Source organism: Nitrosopumilus ureiphilus (assembly GCF_013407185.1).
In the GTDB taxonomy this organism is placed as follows: Archaea; Thermoproteota; Nitrososphaeria; order Nitrososphaerales; family Nitrosopumilaceae; genus Nitrosopumilus; species Nitrosopumilus ureiphilus.
The window spans coordinates 1,787,271-1,807,426 of the sequence record NZ_CP026995.1; the positions used below are offsets into that span (position 1 = coordinate 1,787,271).

Annotated in this window: 24 protein-coding genes; 14 read left to right on the forward strand and 10 right to left on the reverse strand. The window is 34.0% G+C overall.

From position 1 onward, the window contains the following. Positions 1-20: 20 nt before the first annotated feature. Positions 21-1,133 (forward strand): IS6 family transposase, encoded by a 1,113-nt coding sequence (locus tag C5F50_RS10615; RefSeq protein WP_246282046.1) that lies wholly within the window; start codon positions 21-23, stop codon positions 1,131-1,133. Here C5F50_RS10615 and C5F50_RS10620 read toward each other — a convergent pair whose 3' ends face one another. Together C5F50_RS10620 and C5F50_RS10625 are read right to left on the reverse strand one after the other, a co-directional pair. Then, positions 1,134-1,370, reverse strand: a complete 237-nt coding sequence (locus C5F50_RS10620) for a hypothetical protein (protein ID WP_179371304.1) — start codon at positions 1,368-1,370, stop codon at positions 1,134-1,136. It abuts the gene before it with no gap. Further along, on the reverse strand, positions 1,367-1,528 hold the full coding sequence (locus C5F50_RS10625) for a hypothetical protein (protein ID WP_179371305.1): 162 nt from the start codon (positions 1,526-1,528) through the stop codon (positions 1,367-1,369). Before C5F50_RS10625 ends, C5F50_RS10620 begins: the two co-directional genes overlap by 4 nt. Before the next feature lie 376 nt (positions 1,529-1,904). Here C5F50_RS10625 and C5F50_RS10630 point away from each other — a divergent pair, with 376 nt between their 5' ends. The 4 genes from C5F50_RS10630 to C5F50_RS10645 all read left to right on the forward strand — a co-directional run bounded on the left by C5F50_RS10630 (position 1,905) and on the right by C5F50_RS10645 (position 3,564). Beyond that, positions 1,905-2,048: a hypothetical protein gene (locus C5F50_RS10630; RefSeq protein ID WP_179371306.1), complete on the forward strand. Its 144-nt coding sequence runs from the start codon at positions 1,905-1,907 to the stop codon at positions 2,046-2,048. A 4-nt stretch (positions 2,049-2,052) separates the two neighbouring features. Then, positions 2,053-2,568 carry a GNAT family N-acetyltransferase gene (locus C5F50_RS10635; protein ID WP_179371307.1) on the forward strand — a complete coding sequence of 172 codons (516 nt, stop codon included), beginning with the start codon at positions 2,053-2,055 and terminating at the stop codon, positions 2,566-2,568. A 172-nt stretch (positions 2,569-2,740) separates the two neighbouring features. After that, complete coding sequence (locus tag C5F50_RS10640) at positions 2,741-2,983, forward strand: hypothetical protein (RefSeq protein ID WP_179371308.1); 243 nt, start codon at positions 2,741-2,743, stop codon at positions 2,981-2,983. A 17-nt stretch (positions 2,984-3,000) separates the two neighbouring features. After that, the gene (locus tag C5F50_RS10645) at positions 3,001-3,564 is read left to right on the forward strand and encodes a hypothetical protein (protein WP_179371309.1); all 564 of its coding nucleotides are present in this window, start codon (positions 3,001-3,003) and stop codon (positions 3,562-3,564) included. A 364-nt stretch (positions 3,565-3,928) separates the two neighbouring features. Here the strand turns inward: C5F50_RS10645 and C5F50_RS10650 are convergent, their stop codons facing one another. From C5F50_RS10650 to C5F50_RS10665, 4 genes are read right to left on the reverse strand one after another with little or no spacing between them, the layout of a single operon-like run. After that, entirely contained in the window at positions 3,929-4,111 is a 183-nt protein-coding gene (locus tag C5F50_RS10650) for a 30S ribosomal protein S30e (RefSeq protein ID WP_048115322.1), read from the reverse strand. A gap of 40 nt (positions 4,112-4,151) precedes the next feature. Continuing rightward, positions 4,152-5,876: a B12-binding domain-containing radical SAM protein gene (locus C5F50_RS10655; RefSeq protein WP_179371310.1), complete on the reverse strand. Its 1,725-nt coding sequence runs from the start codon at positions 5,874-5,876 to the stop codon at positions 4,152-4,154. Positions 5,877-5,927: 51 nt separating this feature from the next. Next, positions 5,928-6,740, reverse strand: a complete 813-nt coding sequence (locus tag C5F50_RS10660; RefSeq protein WP_179371311.1) for a dihydroorotate dehydrogenase electron transfer subunit — start codon at positions 6,738-6,740, stop codon at positions 5,928-5,930. After that, complete coding sequence (locus C5F50_RS10665; RefSeq protein ID WP_246282047.1) at positions 6,724-7,677, reverse strand: dihydroorotate dehydrogenase; 954 nt, start codon at positions 7,675-7,677, stop codon at positions 6,724-6,726. The genes C5F50_RS10660 and C5F50_RS10665 overlap by 17 nt, the downstream gene beginning before the upstream one ends. Positions 7,678-7,720: 43 nt before the next feature. Between C5F50_RS10665 and C5F50_RS10670 the strand changes: the two genes are divergently transcribed. Both C5F50_RS10670 and C5F50_RS10675 read left to right on the forward strand, forming a co-directional pair. Then, positions 7,721-9,202 (forward strand): NOP5/NOP56 family protein, encoded by a 1,482-nt coding sequence (locus C5F50_RS10670; RefSeq protein ID WP_179371312.1) that lies wholly within the window; start codon positions 7,721-7,723, stop codon positions 9,200-9,202. Next, entirely contained in the window at positions 9,153-9,863 is a 711-nt protein-coding gene (locus C5F50_RS10675; RefSeq protein WP_179371313.1) for a fibrillarin-like rRNA/tRNA 2'-O-methyltransferase, read from the forward strand. The genes C5F50_RS10670 and C5F50_RS10675 overlap by 50 nt, the downstream gene beginning before the upstream one ends. Here C5F50_RS10675 and rnhB read toward each other — a convergent pair. After that, positions 9,860-10,480, reverse strand: coding sequence for a ribonuclease HII (rnhB, locus tag C5F50_RS10680; RefSeq protein WP_179371314.1), 621 nt, complete (start codon positions 10,478-10,480; stop codon positions 9,860-9,862). The two genes, C5F50_RS10675 and rnhB, sit on opposite strands and share 4 nt — an antisense overlap. Positions 10,481-10,541: 61 nt before the next feature. On the opposite strand from rnhB, the gene C5F50_RS10685 reads away from it, so the two are divergent. After that, positions 10,542-11,690 carry a tRNA (guanine-N1)-methyltransferase gene (locus C5F50_RS10685; protein ID WP_179371315.1) on the forward strand — a complete coding sequence of 383 codons (1,149 nt, stop codon included), beginning with the start codon at positions 10,542-10,544 and terminating at the stop codon, positions 11,688-11,690. On the opposite strand, the gene C5F50_RS10690 is transcribed toward C5F50_RS10685, so the two are convergent. Genes C5F50_RS10690 through C5F50_RS10700 form a run of 3 tightly spaced genes read right to left on the reverse strand, consistent with a single transcriptional unit; the run spans position 11,680 to position 13,509 of the window. Then, positions 11,680-12,273: an RlmE family RNA methyltransferase gene (locus C5F50_RS10690; protein WP_179371316.1), complete on the reverse strand. Its 594-nt coding sequence runs from the start codon at positions 12,271-12,273 to the stop codon at positions 11,680-11,682. The genes C5F50_RS10685 and C5F50_RS10690 overlap by 11 nt on opposite strands. Further along, complete coding sequence (locus C5F50_RS10695; protein ID WP_179371317.1) at positions 12,270-12,992, reverse strand: helix-turn-helix transcriptional regulator; 723 nt, start codon at positions 12,990-12,992, stop codon at positions 12,270-12,272. Before C5F50_RS10695 ends, C5F50_RS10690 begins: the two co-directional genes overlap by 4 nt. Before the next feature lie 55 nt (positions 12,993-13,047). Continuing rightward, positions 13,048-13,509 (reverse strand): hypothetical protein, encoded by a 462-nt coding sequence (locus tag C5F50_RS10700; RefSeq protein ID WP_179371318.1) that lies wholly within the window; start codon positions 13,507-13,509, stop codon positions 13,048-13,050. Between the two features lie 103 nt (positions 13,510-13,612). Here C5F50_RS10700 and C5F50_RS10705 point away from each other — a divergent pair, with 103 nt between their 5' ends. From C5F50_RS10705 to C5F50_RS10730, 6 genes are all read left to right on the forward strand, one after another. Further along, complete coding sequence (locus C5F50_RS10705; RefSeq protein WP_179371319.1) at positions 13,613-15,706, forward strand: AAA family ATPase; 2,094 nt, start codon at positions 13,613-13,615, stop codon at positions 15,704-15,706. A gap of 98 nt (positions 15,707-15,804) precedes the next feature. Next, positions 15,805-17,934: an alpha-2-macroglobulin family protein gene (locus C5F50_RS10710; RefSeq protein WP_179371320.1), complete on the forward strand. Its 2,130-nt coding sequence runs from the start codon at positions 15,805-15,807 to the stop codon at positions 17,932-17,934. A gap of 39 nt (positions 17,935-17,973) precedes the next feature. After that, complete coding sequence (locus C5F50_RS10715; RefSeq protein WP_179371321.1) at positions 17,974-18,486, forward strand: adenine phosphoribosyltransferase; 513 nt, start codon at positions 17,974-17,976, stop codon at positions 18,484-18,486. Beyond that, positions 18,486-19,277 carry an S-methyl-5'-thioadenosine phosphorylase gene (locus C5F50_RS10720; protein ID WP_179371322.1) on the forward strand — a complete coding sequence of 264 codons (792 nt, stop codon included), beginning with the start codon at positions 18,486-18,488 and terminating at the stop codon, positions 19,275-19,277. The genes C5F50_RS10715 and C5F50_RS10720 overlap by 1 nt, the downstream gene beginning before the upstream one ends. 60 nt (positions 19,278-19,337) lie before the next feature. Then, a complete protein-coding gene (locus tag C5F50_RS10725) occupies positions 19,338-19,829 on the forward strand; it encodes a tyrosine-type recombinase/integrase (protein WP_280924490.1) in 492 nt (163 codons plus the stop codon). 106 nt (positions 19,830-19,935) lie between these two features. After that, on the forward strand, positions 19,936-20,154 hold the full coding sequence (locus C5F50_RS10730; protein ID WP_179371323.1) for an SHOCT domain-containing protein: 219 nt from the start codon (positions 19,936-19,938) through the stop codon (positions 20,152-20,154). Positions 20,155-20,156: the final 2 nt, after the last annotated feature.

Sequence of the window (20,156 nt, forward strand, 5' to 3'; positions counted from 1 at the left end):
TATTACATACTACTAGTAGTATGAATCAAAGAGAAACAAAAGGAAAACAAATTGCACTCAAAAGCGATCTAATCAGAGTATCAGACTATCATTATCATGTACATTCCCAGACTACAAACAGGGATTATGATGTTATCAAAATATACAATCAATGGCATTGCAACTGTGCCGATCACACTTTCAGAAAGGTATGCTGTAAGCACATTCACGCAATAGAATTTTCACTCAAAATCAGAGAGGAAGTGAGGGAGAGAAACAAGGTAACAATCGAGCCTGTAAGTGTGGATTCATGTAGATTCTGCCATTCAAAGAACCTAAAGAAATACGGCATCAGAAGAAACAAACACACGGCAATTCAGAGATTCTCATGTTCTGATTGTCACAAGACATTCTCAATGAATCTAGGCTTTGAGAAGATGAAACACAATCCTAAAGGAATCACTACTGCCATGCAACTATACTTTTCAGGCGAGTCATTAAGAAACGTGGCTAAATCTTTGAAGTTATTGGGTATGGATGTAACACACCAAACAGTTTACAACTGGATTAACAAATACACAAAACTCATGAATCAATACCTAGACAAGATAGTTCCACATGTTGGAGATGCTTGGAGAGCAGATGAGATTTATGTCAAGATTCGTGGTGAGTTGAAATATGTATTTGCAATGATGGACGATGAAACTCGTTTCTGGATTGCACAAGAAGTCGCAGACAGAAAGGAAGGACATGATGCAAGTACGTTATTACAAAAATCAAAACAAGTTACACAGACAAAACCCAAAGTGTTCATTACTGATGGATTAGGATCATACCATGAAGCATACAAAAAAGAATTTTGGACATTGAAAAGACAACACAGGACATTACACATCAGACACATTCACTTACAAGGTGACATGAACAACAACAAGATGGAAAGACTGAATGGAGAAATTCGTGATAGAGAGAAAACAATGAGAGGAATAAAGAAAATGGATTCTGTAACACTAACAGGTTATCAACTGTTTCACAATTACATTAGACCTCATAGTGCATTAGACAACATGACACCAAGTGAAAAATGCGGAATTACCATTAACGGTGATAACAAATGGATTACATTGATTCAAAATGCAAGTAGAGAAAAATAATTATGGTCTTAAATCAAAATTAACGAATTTCCATATTTTTCTATCATACAATATTTTACATTCTTCATCATAGGCAATGAATTTCTCATCTCCACATTCTGTAACACGTGGAGGATTATGATTATTAATCAAGGACATTAACTGTTCTATCAAAATACCATCCGCCCTATTTGGCAAACTAGATAATTTTTTTATAAATTCGTTTGAAGGTTCAAACGCTGGTTCGTCATTACTCAATAAGGAAGTGATTGTACAATCTGTTTTATATCTTCCATTGTATATGGTTGGTTGGTTTCTGGATTTATTGCAGTGCCACTTTTCATACCTTCATCATATAATATGTCATCTGCTGGTGTCCAATATTTACATTGATTTAACCATTCTTGAGTTTCCATGTATATCGATATATCGACATATCGATTATATAATAATATGGTATGATTGCCTGATCATTCATACTTAATAGTACGGTACCGCCTAAATACCGTCAACCGATTGTTTACGCCTGAAACACCAACCGCAGGCTTGACAGAACCTGTTTCGAGGTTCTGTCAAATCTACAGCACATCTCCCTAATTCTTCTCCGTGTCAAGTGTCGGCACATATCTTGCATTTTGAATGATAGTAAGCCACTTACCACTGAAAGATTCATGACTAGCGGCAGATACGTCGATAGACCTTTTTGAGGTTAGCGTCTATTTAACCGCCAAAACTTGTTTAGAATATTTAAGCAACATAACTGTTAAATCTGGATTCTGTTATACGTATAACATGGCATTAAGAGAAATCAAACCATTAGATGAGAAAGATTGGAACACCCTAATCAGTGATTTAGAACAGGGTCAAACAGAAGAACAAATGAAGATTTTACAAAATTCTCTTGAGCATGCAAGTAAATTAAAAATTTCTCAGTAATTAATTGTCAGTAATAGATTTTGATAAGATAGTTGTTACTAAGCTTAGTGATAACACTATTGGGATAAATTCTTTTGACAATAAAAATCTCGACATGATTAAACATATCAAAGAAGATGCATTACGTGATCAAGAGAAAAAAGTAGGCACTACATGGGTTTGGGTTTATGACAATAAAATCGCAGTAGGATATATCTCTCTTGCAATGTTTTCAATTGACAGAAAGGAAATAATCAAAGAAAAAAGATCAAAATATCCATACAGTACAATACCTTCTTTGCTAATTGGTCAAATTGCAACTCATAAAGATTATGAATGTAATTCCATAGGTTCGTCAATGATTTCATGGGCTTTTGCACAAGCCAAACAATATTCTGAGAAGATAGGGTGTAGAACTGTTGCATTGCATCCGTTACAAGAAGTTATACCGTGGTATCAAGAGAAATTTAAATTTAAATTAATTAAAAGAGAAGACAAACAAGACATTATGTATTTTGATCTTTTACAAAAACAATCCTAGTTTTATTTACTTGCATTTTGAATCAGTGTCAACCATTTGTTATCTCCTTTAATCTCCATACCGCATTTCTCACTAGGTGTTTGTCCATCTAATGCACTATGAGGTCTGATGTAATTGTGCTGAGACTCACAGCTCCCGTTAAAATAAATACCAGACATTCACAAGTTAATACATGAACAAAATTACAATTCTTGGAATCTCAATAGCTGTAATCATTGCACTTGCATATGTAGGATATTCATCATCAGAAAAAGATGCTGCAGAGAAACAAAAACTGTCAGACCTGATAGATTCACAAAACCTGTTATTTGACATTATTAATCTTGACACCCTGGATTACAATGATGATGGAAATTCAATCACAATGTTCAATGCAAAATATGCACTAAACCCTGAAAAAAACGACATCTACTAAGAGATAATCCTCAAAACATGGTTGTAATATTTCCAATATTTACCTCATCAGCTTATGCAGACAACGGATTCTATTCATACTATAAGGGGGAATGTAGTTTTGAATGTCTAACAGTACCGATAAGGGATGACGTAAGATCAGAAGCTTCAGGTGCAGGAGCACAAGTCTTGAAACTGCTAGGCTATGACATTATTGCAGACACACATGTAGCAAAGAATCCAGACATTCTGAAAACATACGACAAGGTAATCTTACTGCACAATGAATATGTCACACAGGAAGAGTTTGATGTAATCACATCACACCCAAAAGTAATCTATCTCTATCCAAATGCACTGTATGGGAAGGTAACATATGATGAGAACTCAGATACTATCACTCTGGTTCGTGGTCATGGATACCCTGAAACAACAATCGCAAACGGCTTTGACTGGGAATTTGATAATACACCAATGGAGTACGATTCAACGTGTGAAAACATACAATTCTACCCAATTAATAACGGAATAATGCTGAATTGTTATCCTGAGCAGTTAATGACCTATGACGGCTCTTTGTTGAAGACAATCAAAGAATTCTGACACATAAAGATGGTTCTGTCAACTTGACGGTAAAAAATTCCACCGGTTAACCTTAGGTTGATCTGCTGAATAGTTCTCCAATACAGGACATGCCTAATAGGCAAATATGGTTAAAGCATATATAAAAACACACGAAAACATAACAGAAGAACAACTCAAGAAACTAACCAATTTTACTCTCAAACGGGTGTGTGCCTAAAAACAGGTTTTGATCTTCATGGCTATGATTTTTAGGAATGAAATTTAGTGCGATACTGGAAAAATCATATCAACCGATTCTTTACGCCTGAAATACCAACTGTAGGCTTGACAGAATCTGTTTTAAAAAATGATCGCAAAATGATAAAATTTTAACAAGAGTCGATTAACGTCTCTTTCTTCTTTGTCCTGGTTTGTTCTGACCAGGAAATCTACCTAGGACAAATCTCTTTTTGAAGTTACTTTTGTTTCTAAGACTAGAACTAGTACCCACAATCTTTCGTCCTTCAACTTTTGGTGTCTGTCCTCTTACTTTACCTGCTTTGGTAAGTGAACCGTGTGTTGCCATGTTTTAAAATAGGAATTAGTGAATTTATGTATTTGTATGACTACCAGTACTTTGCTTTAACAGTCTCAATTACTTTTTCGTGTTCCTTACTCTTTCTACGAGCATACCTTTCCATGGCACCAAGAGGAACACCGCCAAGAGATCTTGCTATAGCATTAAAGAAGTATCTTTGAGGACCTTTTGAACCAGTCTTGGTCATGAATTTTTGAATACCATATTTGAAATTGTGCTGCCAAGTCTTGTAAAGAACACCTAGTTGAGCAGGAGTCATTTCATTTCCAATGTTAAAGAAATCAGATTTTTCCAACAATCCAATAGGAACAAAGGTTAGTGCAGTAGCTGTAAACATAGAGTCAGGCTGCTCATTTTCTAATTCACTGAGCAAACGTATAGTCTCCCAAGAGTCTTCAGGAGTTTCATCATTGTCAAGACCCATGATTAATGTGAATGCTGGAATCCAATAGTCTTGGTTCAATGTCTTGACACCTTCTTTTACAACCCAGTGCCATTCATCAGGAGAATATGGTGCAAGTTTTCTATCAGCGTATTTGCCAATCAATCTAAGACTGCCAGTTTCAAATCCAGCTTGGATACCAATCATGTTATCAGGACTTGATTTAATAATTTTAGAAAGATTTGGAATTAGTTTTTCATCAGCAATTGCTCCTGCCAAAGTACCGTGTGTTGGGTTTGTATGTTCAACACCAGTTGACATGATTGCTGTGAATAATTCTTCTAGTGCTTCTCTGTTTGGTTCCATTCCTTTTGCAGTTCTAGGATCCATTCCATAAACGAAAATATCATCACTGTGAATCCATGCAGATTTAGAACCACCTTTCTTTATGTTAACTTCAATTTCTCTTTTGACTTTTTCAGGAGAATAGTATCTCAATGATCTTAATGTAACATCACAGAATTTACAACCTCTACCACAACCACGCATTACCTCAACCATTCCATGCATACTTGGTTCTACAATGTCAGGAATTTCTTCAAGTTCAGGCCTATCCCAGAAATTAACAAATCGTCCATGGATTTTTTTGCCATTTCTTTCAAATTCTTTAATGTTAACCTTAAAGTCACTTCTCTTTCTGAAAGGATCCATATTTTCAAAGTCACCGTTAATCAAATAGTTGAAGAATCTTCCAGCATGTCCATCAATTTCAGGTGCGATTCCACCTAATTCTCCTTCTAGAATTGCATAGATTCCAAATTCTTCAATTTTTCCCGGATCATAATTGTATTGCCAAGTTCCTGATGCCCCAGAAATTACTTTGGCTTTACTTCCAGTTTTTAATTTAGCAGCTTTGATTCTATGATGTAATTCAGTATTGTAAAATTCATCATAGGATGTTTGTTTTCTACCATAAGTAAATGTCATAGTTACAGGACCCATTCCAAGAGGATCCATTTCATATGTTCCAACGACTTCAGTTTGAGGGCCAATGAATTGCTCAATGTGATCAGGATGGGCAACGACTACATCTTGTCTACTAAATCCATCTCGGAGTAAACCGGCTTCCAATTTTCTCAAGCCATATGGCGCATAGTTTGCCACACCGTTTGTGTGTGGAATATAATTACAGATAAAATCAAATAGAATTTTTGGAGTTACTTGTTTTCCAAGTATTTTGTACCAAAAACTGCTTTTATCTCGATTAGGATCAATGGCTGGCGCACATCCAAAAAATGTTGCCAGTGAAAGACCTCTATATGGAGACATCAAAGTTCGATCTGCAGTTAAAACAATTTTTGGAGTTCCCATATCCGTCATGGAAATAATTTTGTGATTTATTTTAAACCTTGCTAGTAAAATTCAGTATTTTTCTAAAATTCCAGCCTTATTCCTGTAAAAATGACCAAATTCCTTGTTTGAAGAAAGATGGTCTCCATCAAAAACAGTTCCATCCCTGCATACTAGATCTTCCCCAACACAGCAGCTTCCACAAATTCCAACACCACATTTCATCATTCTCTCAAGACTTGCTTGAACAAACATATTCCTGGAATGAGCTGATCGCACAGTTTTGTACATCATTATTTCAGGTCCACATGCATACACCCCATCAAAATTAGATTCATTAACAAGTTTTTCAACTAGATCAGTGACAAATCCTTTTTCACCGTAACTTCCATCATCAGTTGAAACTATTACTTTGTGAGGATTATTTTTCAACATATTATTTGCCAAGTCTTCAAAGAATACTTCGTCTTTTGATTTTGCACCTATTAGAACGGTAACATCATCTGTTGATTTTACAAAAGAAAGTAATCGCATCATTGGAACAAGACCCGTTCCACCACCAACTAACAAAAGTTTTCCTTCTTTGAGATCAAATGAGTTTCCATATGGGCCACGAATTCCAATTTGTTGTCCTTCTTTAACATTAAACAAACCAGTTGAAGCCGGACCATGTTTTCTTACAGTAAATGCAGCCTTTCCAGGTTCTTTAGAAATCATCACACTCATAGGTAATTCATTAACGCCCGGAATCCAAACCATCGCAAATTGCCCAGGAAGAACATTGGACATCCTATCATCTGAAAAAATCAGAGTTCTAACAGTAGGTGTTTCATCAATTACTTTTTCAATTGTAACAATTGTTGTATGATTATGATTTCTTTGCAAGACCCACCATATCCTTTATTGAAGAGTAATTTTTTCTTTTCATGTATTGTAATATTCCGTTATTGATTTCACTAAAAACATCAATCCAATCATTACCCACTGCACTGCCAAGTTGAATTGCAGAAGCGCCTGCTAAGAAAAATTCTACTGCATCTTCCCATGTAGAAACACCACCACATCCAATTATTGGAATGTCATGTTTTGAAGAAATCTCATACACACATCTCAATGCAATTGGTTTGATTGGAGTTCCAGATAATCCTCCAAATTTATTACTAAGAATCGGTCGTTGTGTTTCAACATCTATGGCCATTGCTCTAACTGTATTGATTGCAGTTATTGCATCAATTCCAGAATCTATTGCAGTATTTACAGTGTTAAGATAATGCGTGGTGCCCAGACCTACTTTTGCAATTATAGGAATATCAGTAGTGTTTTTTGCAATAGTTACAATCTTCCTAACTAATTCTGGATCATCACCAACTTCTAAACCAACTTTGGCAACATGAGGGCAGGAGAGATTAAGCTCATATGCTATAACTTTACAATTTTCAAACTGTTGTATCATCATTTCAAAATCTTCAGGGATTGAACCTACTAGACTAACTACTATTGGAACTTCTTGGTTAGGTTCAATCATTTTAGCAAAATTAGGAGCTCCAGGATTTGAGAGACCTACGGCATTTATCCAGCCACCACCTTTCACACTGAAGATAGTTGGATTTGGATAGCCTTCCCATGGTTCTGTACTTAGTGATTTAGTTACAACTGCACCTGCACCTGAGCGATATAATCGATTAAAAACATCCAAGGATATACCTAAAATTCCAGATGCCAGCATTACAGGCCTATCTAATTGAATTTGGCCTATGGAAGTTGCAAGACTGGGTTCCACTTTGAATAATGAACTTAGTTTCGAATATAATAGTTGATTCACGATTCTGGTACCTTTTTTAAAGGTGATTTAGAATCAACTAGTCATGTATTCTGTGATATTAACAGAATTGGGAATCTCAATTTTCAATGAAGGAAAGCTTGAAAAAGCATTTCCATTCTCAAATCCAGTTAAAGAATATCTCTTAGTAAAAAATAAAGAATCAAAACTAAATGAATTAATCAATTATCTAGCTTCAATTCAAAGAGGAGTTTCTGTAAGTGATGAATCATTACTTGTAATTTTAAAAAAATATTCTATTGATTGTTACTTGATGGAATCCTCAGAGTTAGATAACATTCAAGCAACAAAACCACAGATTATTGTCGATTCAGGATTTGCTTCTAATTTACAGGATACATTAGGAAAACTAAGAGAGTTTGCTTTAGGACTATCATCATCTAAAGTTACCGAAGTTTCTGAAAGTCCAGACCTACACATCATTCAAGCAATCAATTCATTAGACGAAATCGACAAGATTGCAAATGGTCTAAGTTCAAGACTTCGAGAATGGTACGGATTACATTTTCCCGAATTAGACAACATTATTGATAGTATTAACGGATATGCACAAATCGTACTTGCTGGAAAACGAGAATCATTAACAAAACAAGTCTTTGAAGATGCAGGATTTCCAGAATCAAAAGTGGAGATGCTATCTTTAATTTCTTCAAAAAGTAGAGGTGGAGATATTTCTGATGTCAATTTAGCTATAGTTCAATCAATTGCAAAACAAATTTTAGATTTTCATGAATTACGTAAAAAACTTGAAGAGCATGTTGAAACCGCAATGCAAGAAATTGCACCAAATCTTTCAGCAATTCTTGGTAGTGCAGTAGGTGCAAGAATTTTAGGAAGAGCAGGAAGTCTCAAAAGATTAGCTTCACTTCCTGCTAGTACAATACAAGTCCTAGGAGCTGAAAAAGCATTGTTTAGATCATTGAAGACAGGGTCTCAACCACCAAAACACGGATTGCTATTTCAACATGCAATGGTTCATGCGGCCCCTAGATGGCAAAGAGGCAAAATTGCACGAGCAGTTGCTGCCAAGGCAGTGATTGCTGCAAGAGTAGATGTCTATGGTGAAGGACTAAACCAAACACTTCTTGAAAAACTCAACATCAGAGTTAATGAGATTGGCAAAAAGTATGAAAATCCAACTGAAAAAGACATCAGAAAACCTCAATCATTTAGACGCGAAGGTGGAAACTTTGGTGATAGAAGAAGAGAAGGTGGTGATAGAAGAAGAGAAGGTGGTGATAGAAGAAGAGAAGGTGGTGATAGAAGAAGAGAAGGTGGTGATAGAAGAAGAGAAGGTGGTGATAGAAGAAGAGAAGGTGGTGATAGAAGAAGAGAAGGTGGTGATAGAAGAAGAGAAGGTGGTGATAGAAGAAGAGAAGGTGGTGATAGAAGAAGAGAAGGTGGTGATAGAAGAAGAGAAGGTGGTGATAGAAGAAGAGAAGGTGGTAGTTCAAAGTATGAAAGACCAGATTCAAATAAAAAGAGAAAGAAGTTTGGAAGAAGATAATCAATCATATTTTTGGATAAAATCAGAAGGCGAAAAAAAATTAGCTACTGAAAATCTAGTTCCTGGAAATCAAGTGTATAAAGAAAAACTAATTATCAAAAAAGGAGTAGAATACAGATTATGGGATGCCTTTAGAAGTAAATTAGCAGCAGCCATAATGAATGATCTGGAATATTTTCCATTTGAAAATAAAAGTAAAGTACTGTATTTAGGAGCATCAACTGGAACTACTGTAAGTCACATTTCAGACATTGTCGGCCCTAGTGGAATAATTTTTGGAGTTGAACATGCCAGCAGAGTAGCAAGAGATTTTCTTGATAGAGTTGCATCATACAGATCAAATATTATTCCAATATTGCAAGATGCAAGAAAACCAAAAGAATACTTTTCAGTATTTGGAAAAGTTGACATAGTGTATGTGGATATAGCACAACCAGATCAAACACAAATTGCGTTGGACAATTGTGAAATGTATCTAAAAAAAGGAGGTTATTTCTTTTTAGTAATTAAAACACGTAGTATTGATGTGACAAAATCACCAAGAAGAATTATTGAAGAAGAAACAGAGAAACTAAAAGCAAATTTCGATATTTTACAATCTATTGATTTGTACCCATACGACAAAGATCATGCAATGGTAATTGCAAAATATAAAAACTAATTATTTCCCATTATTTTCTGAACAGGTTTCCAACTTTTACGCACAAATTTAGGCATTTCATGATGTTTTTTGTAATATTTTTTTACAAATTTTACAGTTACAGAATCAGATGGATAGCCACTGCCTAAATTATGATCTTTTCCTAATTTCATAATGGCCCTATCTCTACTAACTTTAGCTAGAATAGATGCCGCAGAAACTACTACAAATCTACTATCTGCACGATGATATGATTTGATCTTATGATTATCAGACAATTTAGAAATTTCTCTTCCAAATCGAGTTGGATCAACATCACATGAATCAACATATGAGATATCAGGATTTAATTTTGAAACTACTTTTGCCATGTATTTTGCCTCTAAACCATTCAAACAATGTTTCTTTACACTAGCATCAATTAATCTAGGAGAAATTTTTGCAATATAGTAATCATCGACAATTTCAATAATTTTCTTGTAGAGATGTTCACGTAATTTAGGAGTGAGTTTTTTTGAATCTTTTACACCTAAAGCGCTTAATTTTTTTATATTTTTTTTATCTAATGAAATTCCAGCTATTACCAATGGTCCCAACATAGGACCACGTCCAGCATCATCAATACCGCAAATTTGCACGAATTGTGTCTTAATCCACAAGTATTAAACCGTTATACGTTTAGAAAAAATTGAAAGTTAGTTGGAAATTCCAAATGATTCTTTTCAAGAAATTATTGAGGGTAAAACAAAGTTGTTAGTACCAAAAAAATCACTAATAGAAAAAGTCCCACCAAAAAAACCTGCATTCTTTAATCCAAAAGCAAAATTGAATAGAGATTTTTCAATAATTGCGTATGCTGCTTTTCTAAAAAATTTTCACGGTCCAAAAATTCTCTTGGAAGGGTTATCAGGAATTGGTGCAAGAGGATTAAGAGTTGGAAATGAGTTAAAAGTAGAAAAAATAGTGATCAATGATCTAAATCCAAGTGCTCTAAAAATGGCAGAATATTCAGTTAATCTAAATAATTTAGAAAATATAGAATTTTCTAAAAAAGAAGTATGTAGATTTTTGAGCAAATATTCAAAAAAAGGCCAAAGAGGCTCGATTGTAGATATTGATCCCTTTGGCTCACCTGCAGCATTTTTTGATTGTGGAATTAGAGCAACCATGCATGGGGGAATTTTATCTACTGCTGCAACAGATCTTCAAGTTCTAAACGGACTCTTTCAGAGTGCATGCAAAAGAAAATACGGCGGAATTCCAGTAAGAGCAAAGTATGGAAACGAAATAGCAATCAGGTTAATCTTAGGTTGTCTTAGAGGCGTTGCTGCAAGATTAGGTGTAGAAATTATTCCATTATTTGTTGAAAGTGAAATGCACTACTATAGAACTTATGTCAAAGTTCTAAACAGACCAGATCAGGAAGAAAATATAGGATATATTTTACATTGTAAAAATTGTGGTCATAGAAAAATATCATTAGAGCAAGAACAAGAATGTGATTTATGCAGTCAGAAAATTAGTATTGCAGGGCCTCTATGGATAGGGAAAATTTTTGATAAAGAATTTATTCAAAATATGATTCTAGAAATTCCAAATTTACAAGTAGACAAGATTTGTGAGAAAATACTTGCCAAATGTCTTGCAGAATCAGAAATGCCAGGAACTTATTTTACATTAGATGAGATTGCATCAAAAATGAAATCTTCACCACCTAAACTTGAAAATGCAATATTAAATTTACAAAAAAATAATTTTTTAGCAAGTATCACATCATTTTGTCCAACAGGATTTAGGACAAATGCTAACATTAATGAAATAATTAAGATTTTTCAGACTAGCCAATAAAACCTAAACAAACAAGGTATAATTCACTACTTTGTTTTCTACTTGCACTAGGTTTTGTAAGATTTATTCTAGCAAATTTTTTCTTAACATAGTCTCTAAATTCCATAGAGTATTCACCATCAAAAACTTTGAATACAGCATTACCTTTGTTTGCTAAAACTTTGTCCATTATTTTGGTGCAATCATAATTTAATGAAATTTGTTTAGCATGATCAACTGACCAATTTCCACTAACTTGAGGAGAAAGATCACAAATTACAGCATTGACTTTACGCCCAAAATAGGTCATGACCTCATCAATTACATGTTCATCTTCAATATTTTCTCTAATAATATGAGCACCTGGAATCTCTTCAACATAAGATAAATCAACACCCATTACTTTGCCTTGATTTCCTGCTAATTTTACAGCCATCTGAGTCCAACCACCAGGAGCACATCCAAGATCAAGTACGTAAAATCCAGGACCAATAATACGATAAGATTTGTTTAATTCTTGTAGTTTGAATGCAGCTCTACTTCGATAACCTTGTTCATGAGCTAATCTGCGGTAATGATCTTTGCGAGCATCAATTAATTTCATTTGATCTTCGTAGGTTTTTTCATCTCAGCAATGACCCAATCTTCAATGAATTGACAGTTCCTAGGACTAATTTCACCTTCAAGTGAACATTTCTGTTCAACAGGACATACCAAACATGGAGCATTTTCAATTGATTGAGTACTAATCGGAGTTTTCTTTAAAATTAATTTGTAAGTCCAGCGTCCTTTCTCTAGAAGTTTTTCCCTAGTAATAGTTCCCATTCTTTCAAGTTTTAATGCTAAACGTGAACCATCACGACTTGTAAGTTTAAGTTTTTTCCAAAGTTCACTTTGAAACATTCCATCAGATTCACGTTCTGCTAGAATATCACAAACTTTGTTAGTTAGTCTTTCCATGTCAACTTTTTCGATTTGAAAGTTTTCAATTTCTTCATCAGAAAGTTGTTCTTCTAATTCTTCTTCCAATGTTTTTTCTGCTTCTTTCTTTGCTTCTTCTAATTCTTTTTTAGTTAATTTTTTCTCTTTTGGTGGCTTTGGCTCAGCTTTTTTCTTTGCTGGTTTTACTTTAGCTTTTTTCTTTGCTGGTTTTACTTTAGCTTTTTTCTTTGCTGGTTTTACTTTAGCTTTTTTCTTTGCTGGTTTTACTTTAGCTTTTTTCTTTGGTGATGAATCTAGAACTTTCTTTTTCTTTTTTAATTCATCCAGTTCTGCCTTTATTTTTGCAGCTTCATCAGTTAGAGTATCTTTTTTCTTTGCCATTAAATCACCTTATTTTTTAAATTCAAGTTCTTATTTATCATAGAAAAATTCATGCCTATTTAACAGTAAATGTTCCTCTTGTTGAGATATTCTGTAATTGTTTTGAAACCATTTCTGCGACTATTTCATATGAGCCTGGAGTGTCAATGACTTTGGAAAATTTATCATTAATAGGAATGATTGAATTTCCTTTTTCAAAGCATTGCTCAAAAAAGCCACCTTGAGTAACCGCATCATTTGCAGATGAGTAAATTGTGATATATAGATCGCCACAATCAAAAGAAGAGTCGACGATTTTAATTTGAATTTCTACAGGTACTGAAGTAGAATATTGTTTAGCAAGACCGATTATTTCAATTGAAGATTTATGGGTTGGAAATCCTTCTGAGGAAGACATTGGCCACATGTTTAATTCCCTGCCAGGTTTTTCTAAGATATCACTCATTACAGCAGAACCAAATACTACTGAAAAGATTACAGGTAAGACAAATACTACAAAAATTCTTTTAGACACCATTTTGTTTTAAGACCTATGATTCCCTTATATCTATTTAGCAAAATTTGAAACTTCAGATCAATTTGACGAATGAGTTAAATCGTAGCCGACTAAATATCGCTAGATGCGACTTAGAAAATTCAGAGTTAGGGCATATCGTTGTATTCATGATTCTGGAGAGATTACAGTTGGAGATTTAGCTGCCTTTGTTGGTAGAAATGAAAGTGGTAAAACCACCATTCTTCAAGCGTTAACCTTGTTAAACAGAGATGAGCAGGTTTCAGAGTTAGATCTTTGTGATGAAATGAATGAGGAGCTCAAAGAAGAAATTAGATTAGCAGAAGGAGAATTTGATCTAAATCAGCATGAAAGAGAGTTGATAAAAGAAAAATTCCCAAGTTTACCGGAAATTAAAAAAATTAAATTAATTAGGACAAACAGAAGACCAAAAGTTCAATACGAATTCGAAGACATTGAACTTAGTGAAGATGAAAGTCAAGGAATCAATTCATGGGAAAATTTCTCAAGACAGATTCTAGGATTTTTAGATACCATTCCAAACCATCTGAGAATACAAATTAATACAAAATTCTTTGAAGGACCAGTTCCAAAGAATCAAGAGACTTTTGATAGTGGGATGGCAGAATTTAGTAATCAGTTTCACGTAATTGCAATTCAAGAACCAAAAGTTATTGAAGAGTGGGAAAAAATCTATGAAAATCCAGAGAATCAATTTTCAAATTTGCTAAGTGGTGAAAGCATAAAGACTGCCTTGGAGAATTTTATTGCATCTGATTTGCATCCAAGATTTGTCTATTTTTCAGATTATAAAAAAATCTATGGCAACATCAATCTTAATGAATTTCTCAGAGAAGAGAGAGGAGAAAGAGCAGATTCGATTGAATATATTGAAGAATTTGATAAAGCAGAGACTGTAAGAAATCTATTTTATCTTGCGGAACTTGATATGAAAGAACTAGATGAAATAAAAGAGAGTCCTTCAAAATGCATCAAACTTCTAAATGCTGCAAGCAACAGATTAACCAATAAACTGAATCCAGCATGGAAAGGAGATCCCATCCACGTAGATTTGAGATACAATCCAGGTAATATCATGAGTGTGGTAATTTCAGATGTTCACAAAGATGGAACAATAACAAACACAGGATTACTAAACAGAAGAGCAGAGGGATTCAAATGGACATTTTCATTTATTGTAAACTTTGCAGCTGAAACGCAAAGAGCAGAATTAAAAGAAGCATTATTACTTTTAGATGAACCTGCAAGAAATCTTCATCCAACTCAACAAATGGGAATTTCAGACTTGTTGAAAAATTTAGCTGGATCAAACCAAGTTTTGTATGCAACACATTCCCCATTTATGATATTTGATTATACACCAGGCAACTTGCTAGTCGTAGAATTGGACAGAAGAAAACATCTCAGTAGAATCTTTTATGATTATTGGAATGCAGACGATAAAACATTAACACCAATTTTGTATGGATTATCTAGAGGACAAGTTGAATCTATTGTAGATAGGGAAATTGGAACAAACTCCAGACCAATAATTATTGTGGAGACGATGTCAGATGCGATGTATCTTAATGCTTTTGACAAATTTTTACAGGATCCAAATATTTCAATGAACCCTCTCAATGTTGTTGCAGCTTATAACAAAAACTCTGTTTTACCGCTAGCGATTTTCTACAGAAATCATGGCTACAGAACATTTGTATTATTAGATAATTCTGAAGAGTCAAAGCAAATTTCTGCCCAGTTAGTATCAAATGAATTTTCATCCATTCAAACTATTTTCTTTGAAAAGGAAGGAAAGAAACTAGAATCAATTGAAGACTATATTGCACTTGAAGATTATTTGCATCCAGTGAATCAGACTTATGAGATAAAGTTAAGACGCGAAGGATTTTCAAATCTTACTCCTGAAGAGGTTGCATCTAAAGAAGGCAAAGGAGTATTAGAAAAATTGAAAAAAATATGGCAAGACCACAGAGAAGATGATTGGGGGGAATTTGATAATGAAGAAATTACTAGATACATATGTGAAAAAATTGCCCTCGAAGACACTAGTTTTCTTACAGATAAAACCAAGGATCAATTTAGATCATTATACAGATTAATTGCTGAAAGAATAAGACAATATCAGAATATAGCTGCCAAGCCTGACCCTAGTAAATTTCAAAAGGCCAAGGCTTAAGATTTAAGAAGTTTGCTTATGAAAGATACTGAATTAAAAAATAGCAGAGCAGGGAAAAATCTCTAAGGTTTAAGAGAGAGATGGATAATTTGGTGAACATGCACAAATCCTCAGTGAGAGGAATCGTCCTTTCAATTGCAGTATTACTTTCAATAACATTTACAGTTGTTCCATCTTATGCAGAGGAAATTGATGTAACAAGTATCGCTTTAGAAGAAACTACAATTATTGAATTAACAAATGAACAAAATGAGGATATCAATACTTTCAGAATTTGGGTTAGTAGTGATTTTAATTTCAAATCTTTTAAAACTGAAAAAGGGTGGGTAGGAGAGAAAACACCCCAAGGAGTAATTGTTTTCACATCATCTGAACCAATCAAAAAAGGCGAATCTGTGAAATTTGGTGTTAAAACAGATAAAGTAAATTCAGGAATTAATTGGAAAGCATTAGACAGTAAAAACAAACAAATTGACACAGGTAAAGTATTACCAAAAGAATTATCAAAAGTGACTCAAAATCCAGATAATGGTCAAGTTGAAAAAAGTACAGGGCCCAGCATTTCTGCAGAATCAATCTTTAGAATAGTTCCAGAAAAACCAAACATAGGTTCATCAATTAGAGTTACAGGAGATAAATTTGGAGTATCCCAAGAATTTGATTTTTACATCAATTCAAAAAAGATTGGAAGTTTTGTGACAGATAAAGATGGACACTTTATGACTACAATGAAAATTCCAGAGGAGCAAAAGGCAGATAGAGCAGATTTTATTATCAAGGATAAAGAAGGTGAAGAAAAAAAACTCAGTCTTAGAATAGGTGAGATACCAAATAGAATTCCACCAGAAAATATCAAACTCACAGTACAAGGTATTCCAAATATTGTGCATAGGGGAGATTTATTAGAGATTTTTGGAACAGGTTCTCCAGGCAAAGGAATTTCAATAACGATCACTTCACCAGATGGAGAAGTAATCAGGACAAGAACAACAGAAGTTGATAGTAAAGGAAACTGGGAATTAGAACCACTCTTAGTTCCATTGGATAGGCCCTTTGGCAAATACATGGGTGTTATTTCAGATGGAAAGCAAAATGAATCGATTAGCTGGACAATCGAATCAGACAAAGTAATCATCATTACACCCACTAGTTTGAAATTTGAACCAGGGGAAATTATTAGATTTAATGGAACCGCACTACCAAACAAATCAATTGAATTAGTATTAGAAGATCCTTTAGGAACAGAAATATTTTCAGATATTATTGAAATTGATGAATCAGGAAGTATAGAGTTTGAATTTCCAACTACTCAAAGCACTGCAGAAGGAACTTACACATTAATTGCAACGCAAGAAAAAAAGAAAGAATTAATTTTTGTAGGATTAGGGCAGTTACCCACAATTCCAGTTAACTTGGAGTTTGATAAATTAAATTATAAATCAGGGGACAGTGCCATTATTTCACTAACAGGAAAGGCATCAGAAATCATTAATTTGTTAATTATTGATCCCTCGGATAAACCAAAAGGAGAATCCCAATCCATTAAACTGGCAGCTGATGGAAGAGCAAGTATCACTCTTGATTTGAAAGGGTATGCGACAGGAGTATACACTGCAGTTATTAGTAAAGGAGGAGAACAAAGTGAAGAAATTTTCACAGTTGGTTTGCTAACAGGTTCAGGAGAGATCAATATCAACACTACAAAACTAAGTTATCATACAGGTGATCCAATTTTGATTTTAGGCAATACAGCACCAAATGTTCTTCTAACTGTAACTATGACTGATCCAGATGGGAAGATAGTAAAAACAAAAGAGACATTTTCAAACAAAAATGGGAAAATTTCTGAGGGTTCATTTAGGATCCCTTCAGATGGTAAATCAGGAACATGGACACTAAAGGCAACAAGTGGTTCAAATTTTGACAATACAGATATCGAAGTTCAAGCAGTTGCAACAGAAGGAATGATAGTCTCAATTACAGAAGGAGCAGATATTCCAGGATATGGAAAGACAGTAAATATCTCCATAGTAGGAGCTCAACAAACAGTACAAATAGAAATTATTGGAGAAAATAATAATGTGATTGAAGAATTATCATTTCCTGCATCAAAATCAGGAGAAATTAAGCAACCATGGATCGTGCCTAAAGATACTGAACCTGGAATATATACAATAAAAGCAAAAGATGCGTTTAATTCAGCTGAAACTACTTTTGAGATAAAATAGTATCAAACAATTTTATTTCACTTCAGAAGACAGATAGTCATGAATTTAAAAGATAAAATAGCAGAATATCCAAATTTTCCTAAAAAAGGAATTTTATTTAGAGATTTTAGTCCAATTTTGAAGGATCCGTCAGCATTATCTGAAATTGCAGATGAGTTTTCAAAGTATTTTCATACTAAAGATATTGATGTATTTGCAGGAATTGAATCACGTGGATTCATTCTTGCATGTATTTTAGCTTCAAGATACAACAAAGGAATGATGATGATTAGAAAGGCAGGAAAATTACCTGGAAAGACTATAAAATTGGCATATACTGTTGAATATGGAAAAGACACCATTGAAATTCAAAAAGACATTATCGAGAAAGAACAAAGGGTGCTAATCTGCGATGATTTACTGGCTACAGGAGGTACAGCAAAAGCCTCAGCAAAATTAATTGAAAAAGTAGGGGGTAAAATTGCGGGTTTTGCATTCATCATAGAATTAACAGAATTAAATGGAATTAAAGGAATTAGCAAATACAATTGTAAATCATTGGTGAAGTATTAATGGAAAAAGATGTAGAGATTGGGATTTTTGGAGGAACAGGAATTTATGATTCAGGATTACTTGAAAATGCACAAGAGATTGATATTGTTACACCTTATGGAAAGCCTTCAGATACTATCACTGTAGGAATTTTTAATGGAAGAAAAATTGCTTTTCTTCCAAGACATGGAAAAAAACACACAATTCCCCCACATATGATTAATTTCAAGGCAAACATTTGGGCATTCAAGGAATTAGGAGTTACAAGAATCATCGCACCGTCTGCAGTTGGAAGTCTTAAAGAAGAATTGGAACCAGGACACTTTGCATTGCCATCACAATTTCTAGATTTTACAAAATCTAGAAAAGGTTCGTTTTCAGAAGAAGGAAGAGTTATCCACATTTCTGTTGCAGATCCTTTTTGTCCAGAATTACAATCATCCATTCTTCAAGTTATAGAAAATCAGGATTTGAAAATGCATAAAGATTGTACTTATATCTGCATTGAGGGTCCTCGATTTTCAACCAAAGCAGAATCAAAATTCTACAGAACGACTGGAGCAGATATTATTGGAATGACACTCGTTCCAGAATGCCAGCTAGCACGAGAAGCACAAATGTGTTATGTATCAATTTCAACTGTAACAGATTATGATGTATGGGCAGAAAAACCCGTTACTGCCAAAGAAGTTTTAGAGACACTATCAAAAAATGTAGAGAAAACAAAGAGAGTCTTAACAGAATTAATTGATCAAATCCCTAAAACTAGAAATTGTTCCTGTGCAAAGGCATTAGAAGAAGCAGAATTTTAGTCATCAATAACTAGTGTATAGTGACTTTGTTTCATCGGTCTTTAAGTAATTCAGAAAAAAATACCAAATCAATGCAAGCGCAGACTCTACAAGACAAGAGAGACTAGAATTACTCATATCTCATCTGAAGCAGTAAGTGCTCTTAGAGATTATCTATCTAGAAAGAAAATAGAGATAAAAAATGAAAGATATTTGTTTTTATTCCAACACGGAGACGGACTGGAGATTCTCAAAAAAAAGACTAGTCAAAAGTGTTCATCAACATGCCATAATCTAGAAAAGCAGTTATCAACAGTATTGAAGAACATTCCTGAGATTTCTGAAAAAAATGAGAACGGTAGAAATTCTATCTATTTTCATGCCCTTCGTGCATGGTTTAAAACACAGGTGACGGATGCACATCAATCTGATTTTGCAGAAGCATTGATGGATCACAAGTCTCTAAAATTAGTGTATTATTGCCAAAATGATAAAGATAGAGCACAAACATATCTTGATGTGGAATATGCACTGACAATTGCAGAAACTGAAAAGATTGATAATAATTATTAAGAGATGCAAAGAAGCAATCAAGAACTTAGAGGAATTGTTGATTCGTTATCAAAACAGTTACAAAATATAGAGAAAAGAATAAGAAATTCAAAAACAAAGTAGAATTATGTCAGACTCATATTTACGGTTAAAATGTAACAAATGTGATAGTCCAAAACTGGTCATGATGGAAGAATTAGTTTGTACAAATTGTGGCTCAAAGGATTGGGGGTTTCTGGTAGATGAAAATAATCCACTTGATGTTCTAAAAATGCAACTTGTTAAGGGAGACATTTCTAGAAACGAATATGAAAAGATGAAAAAAGAGTTGCAAAATGGAAAGTAGAT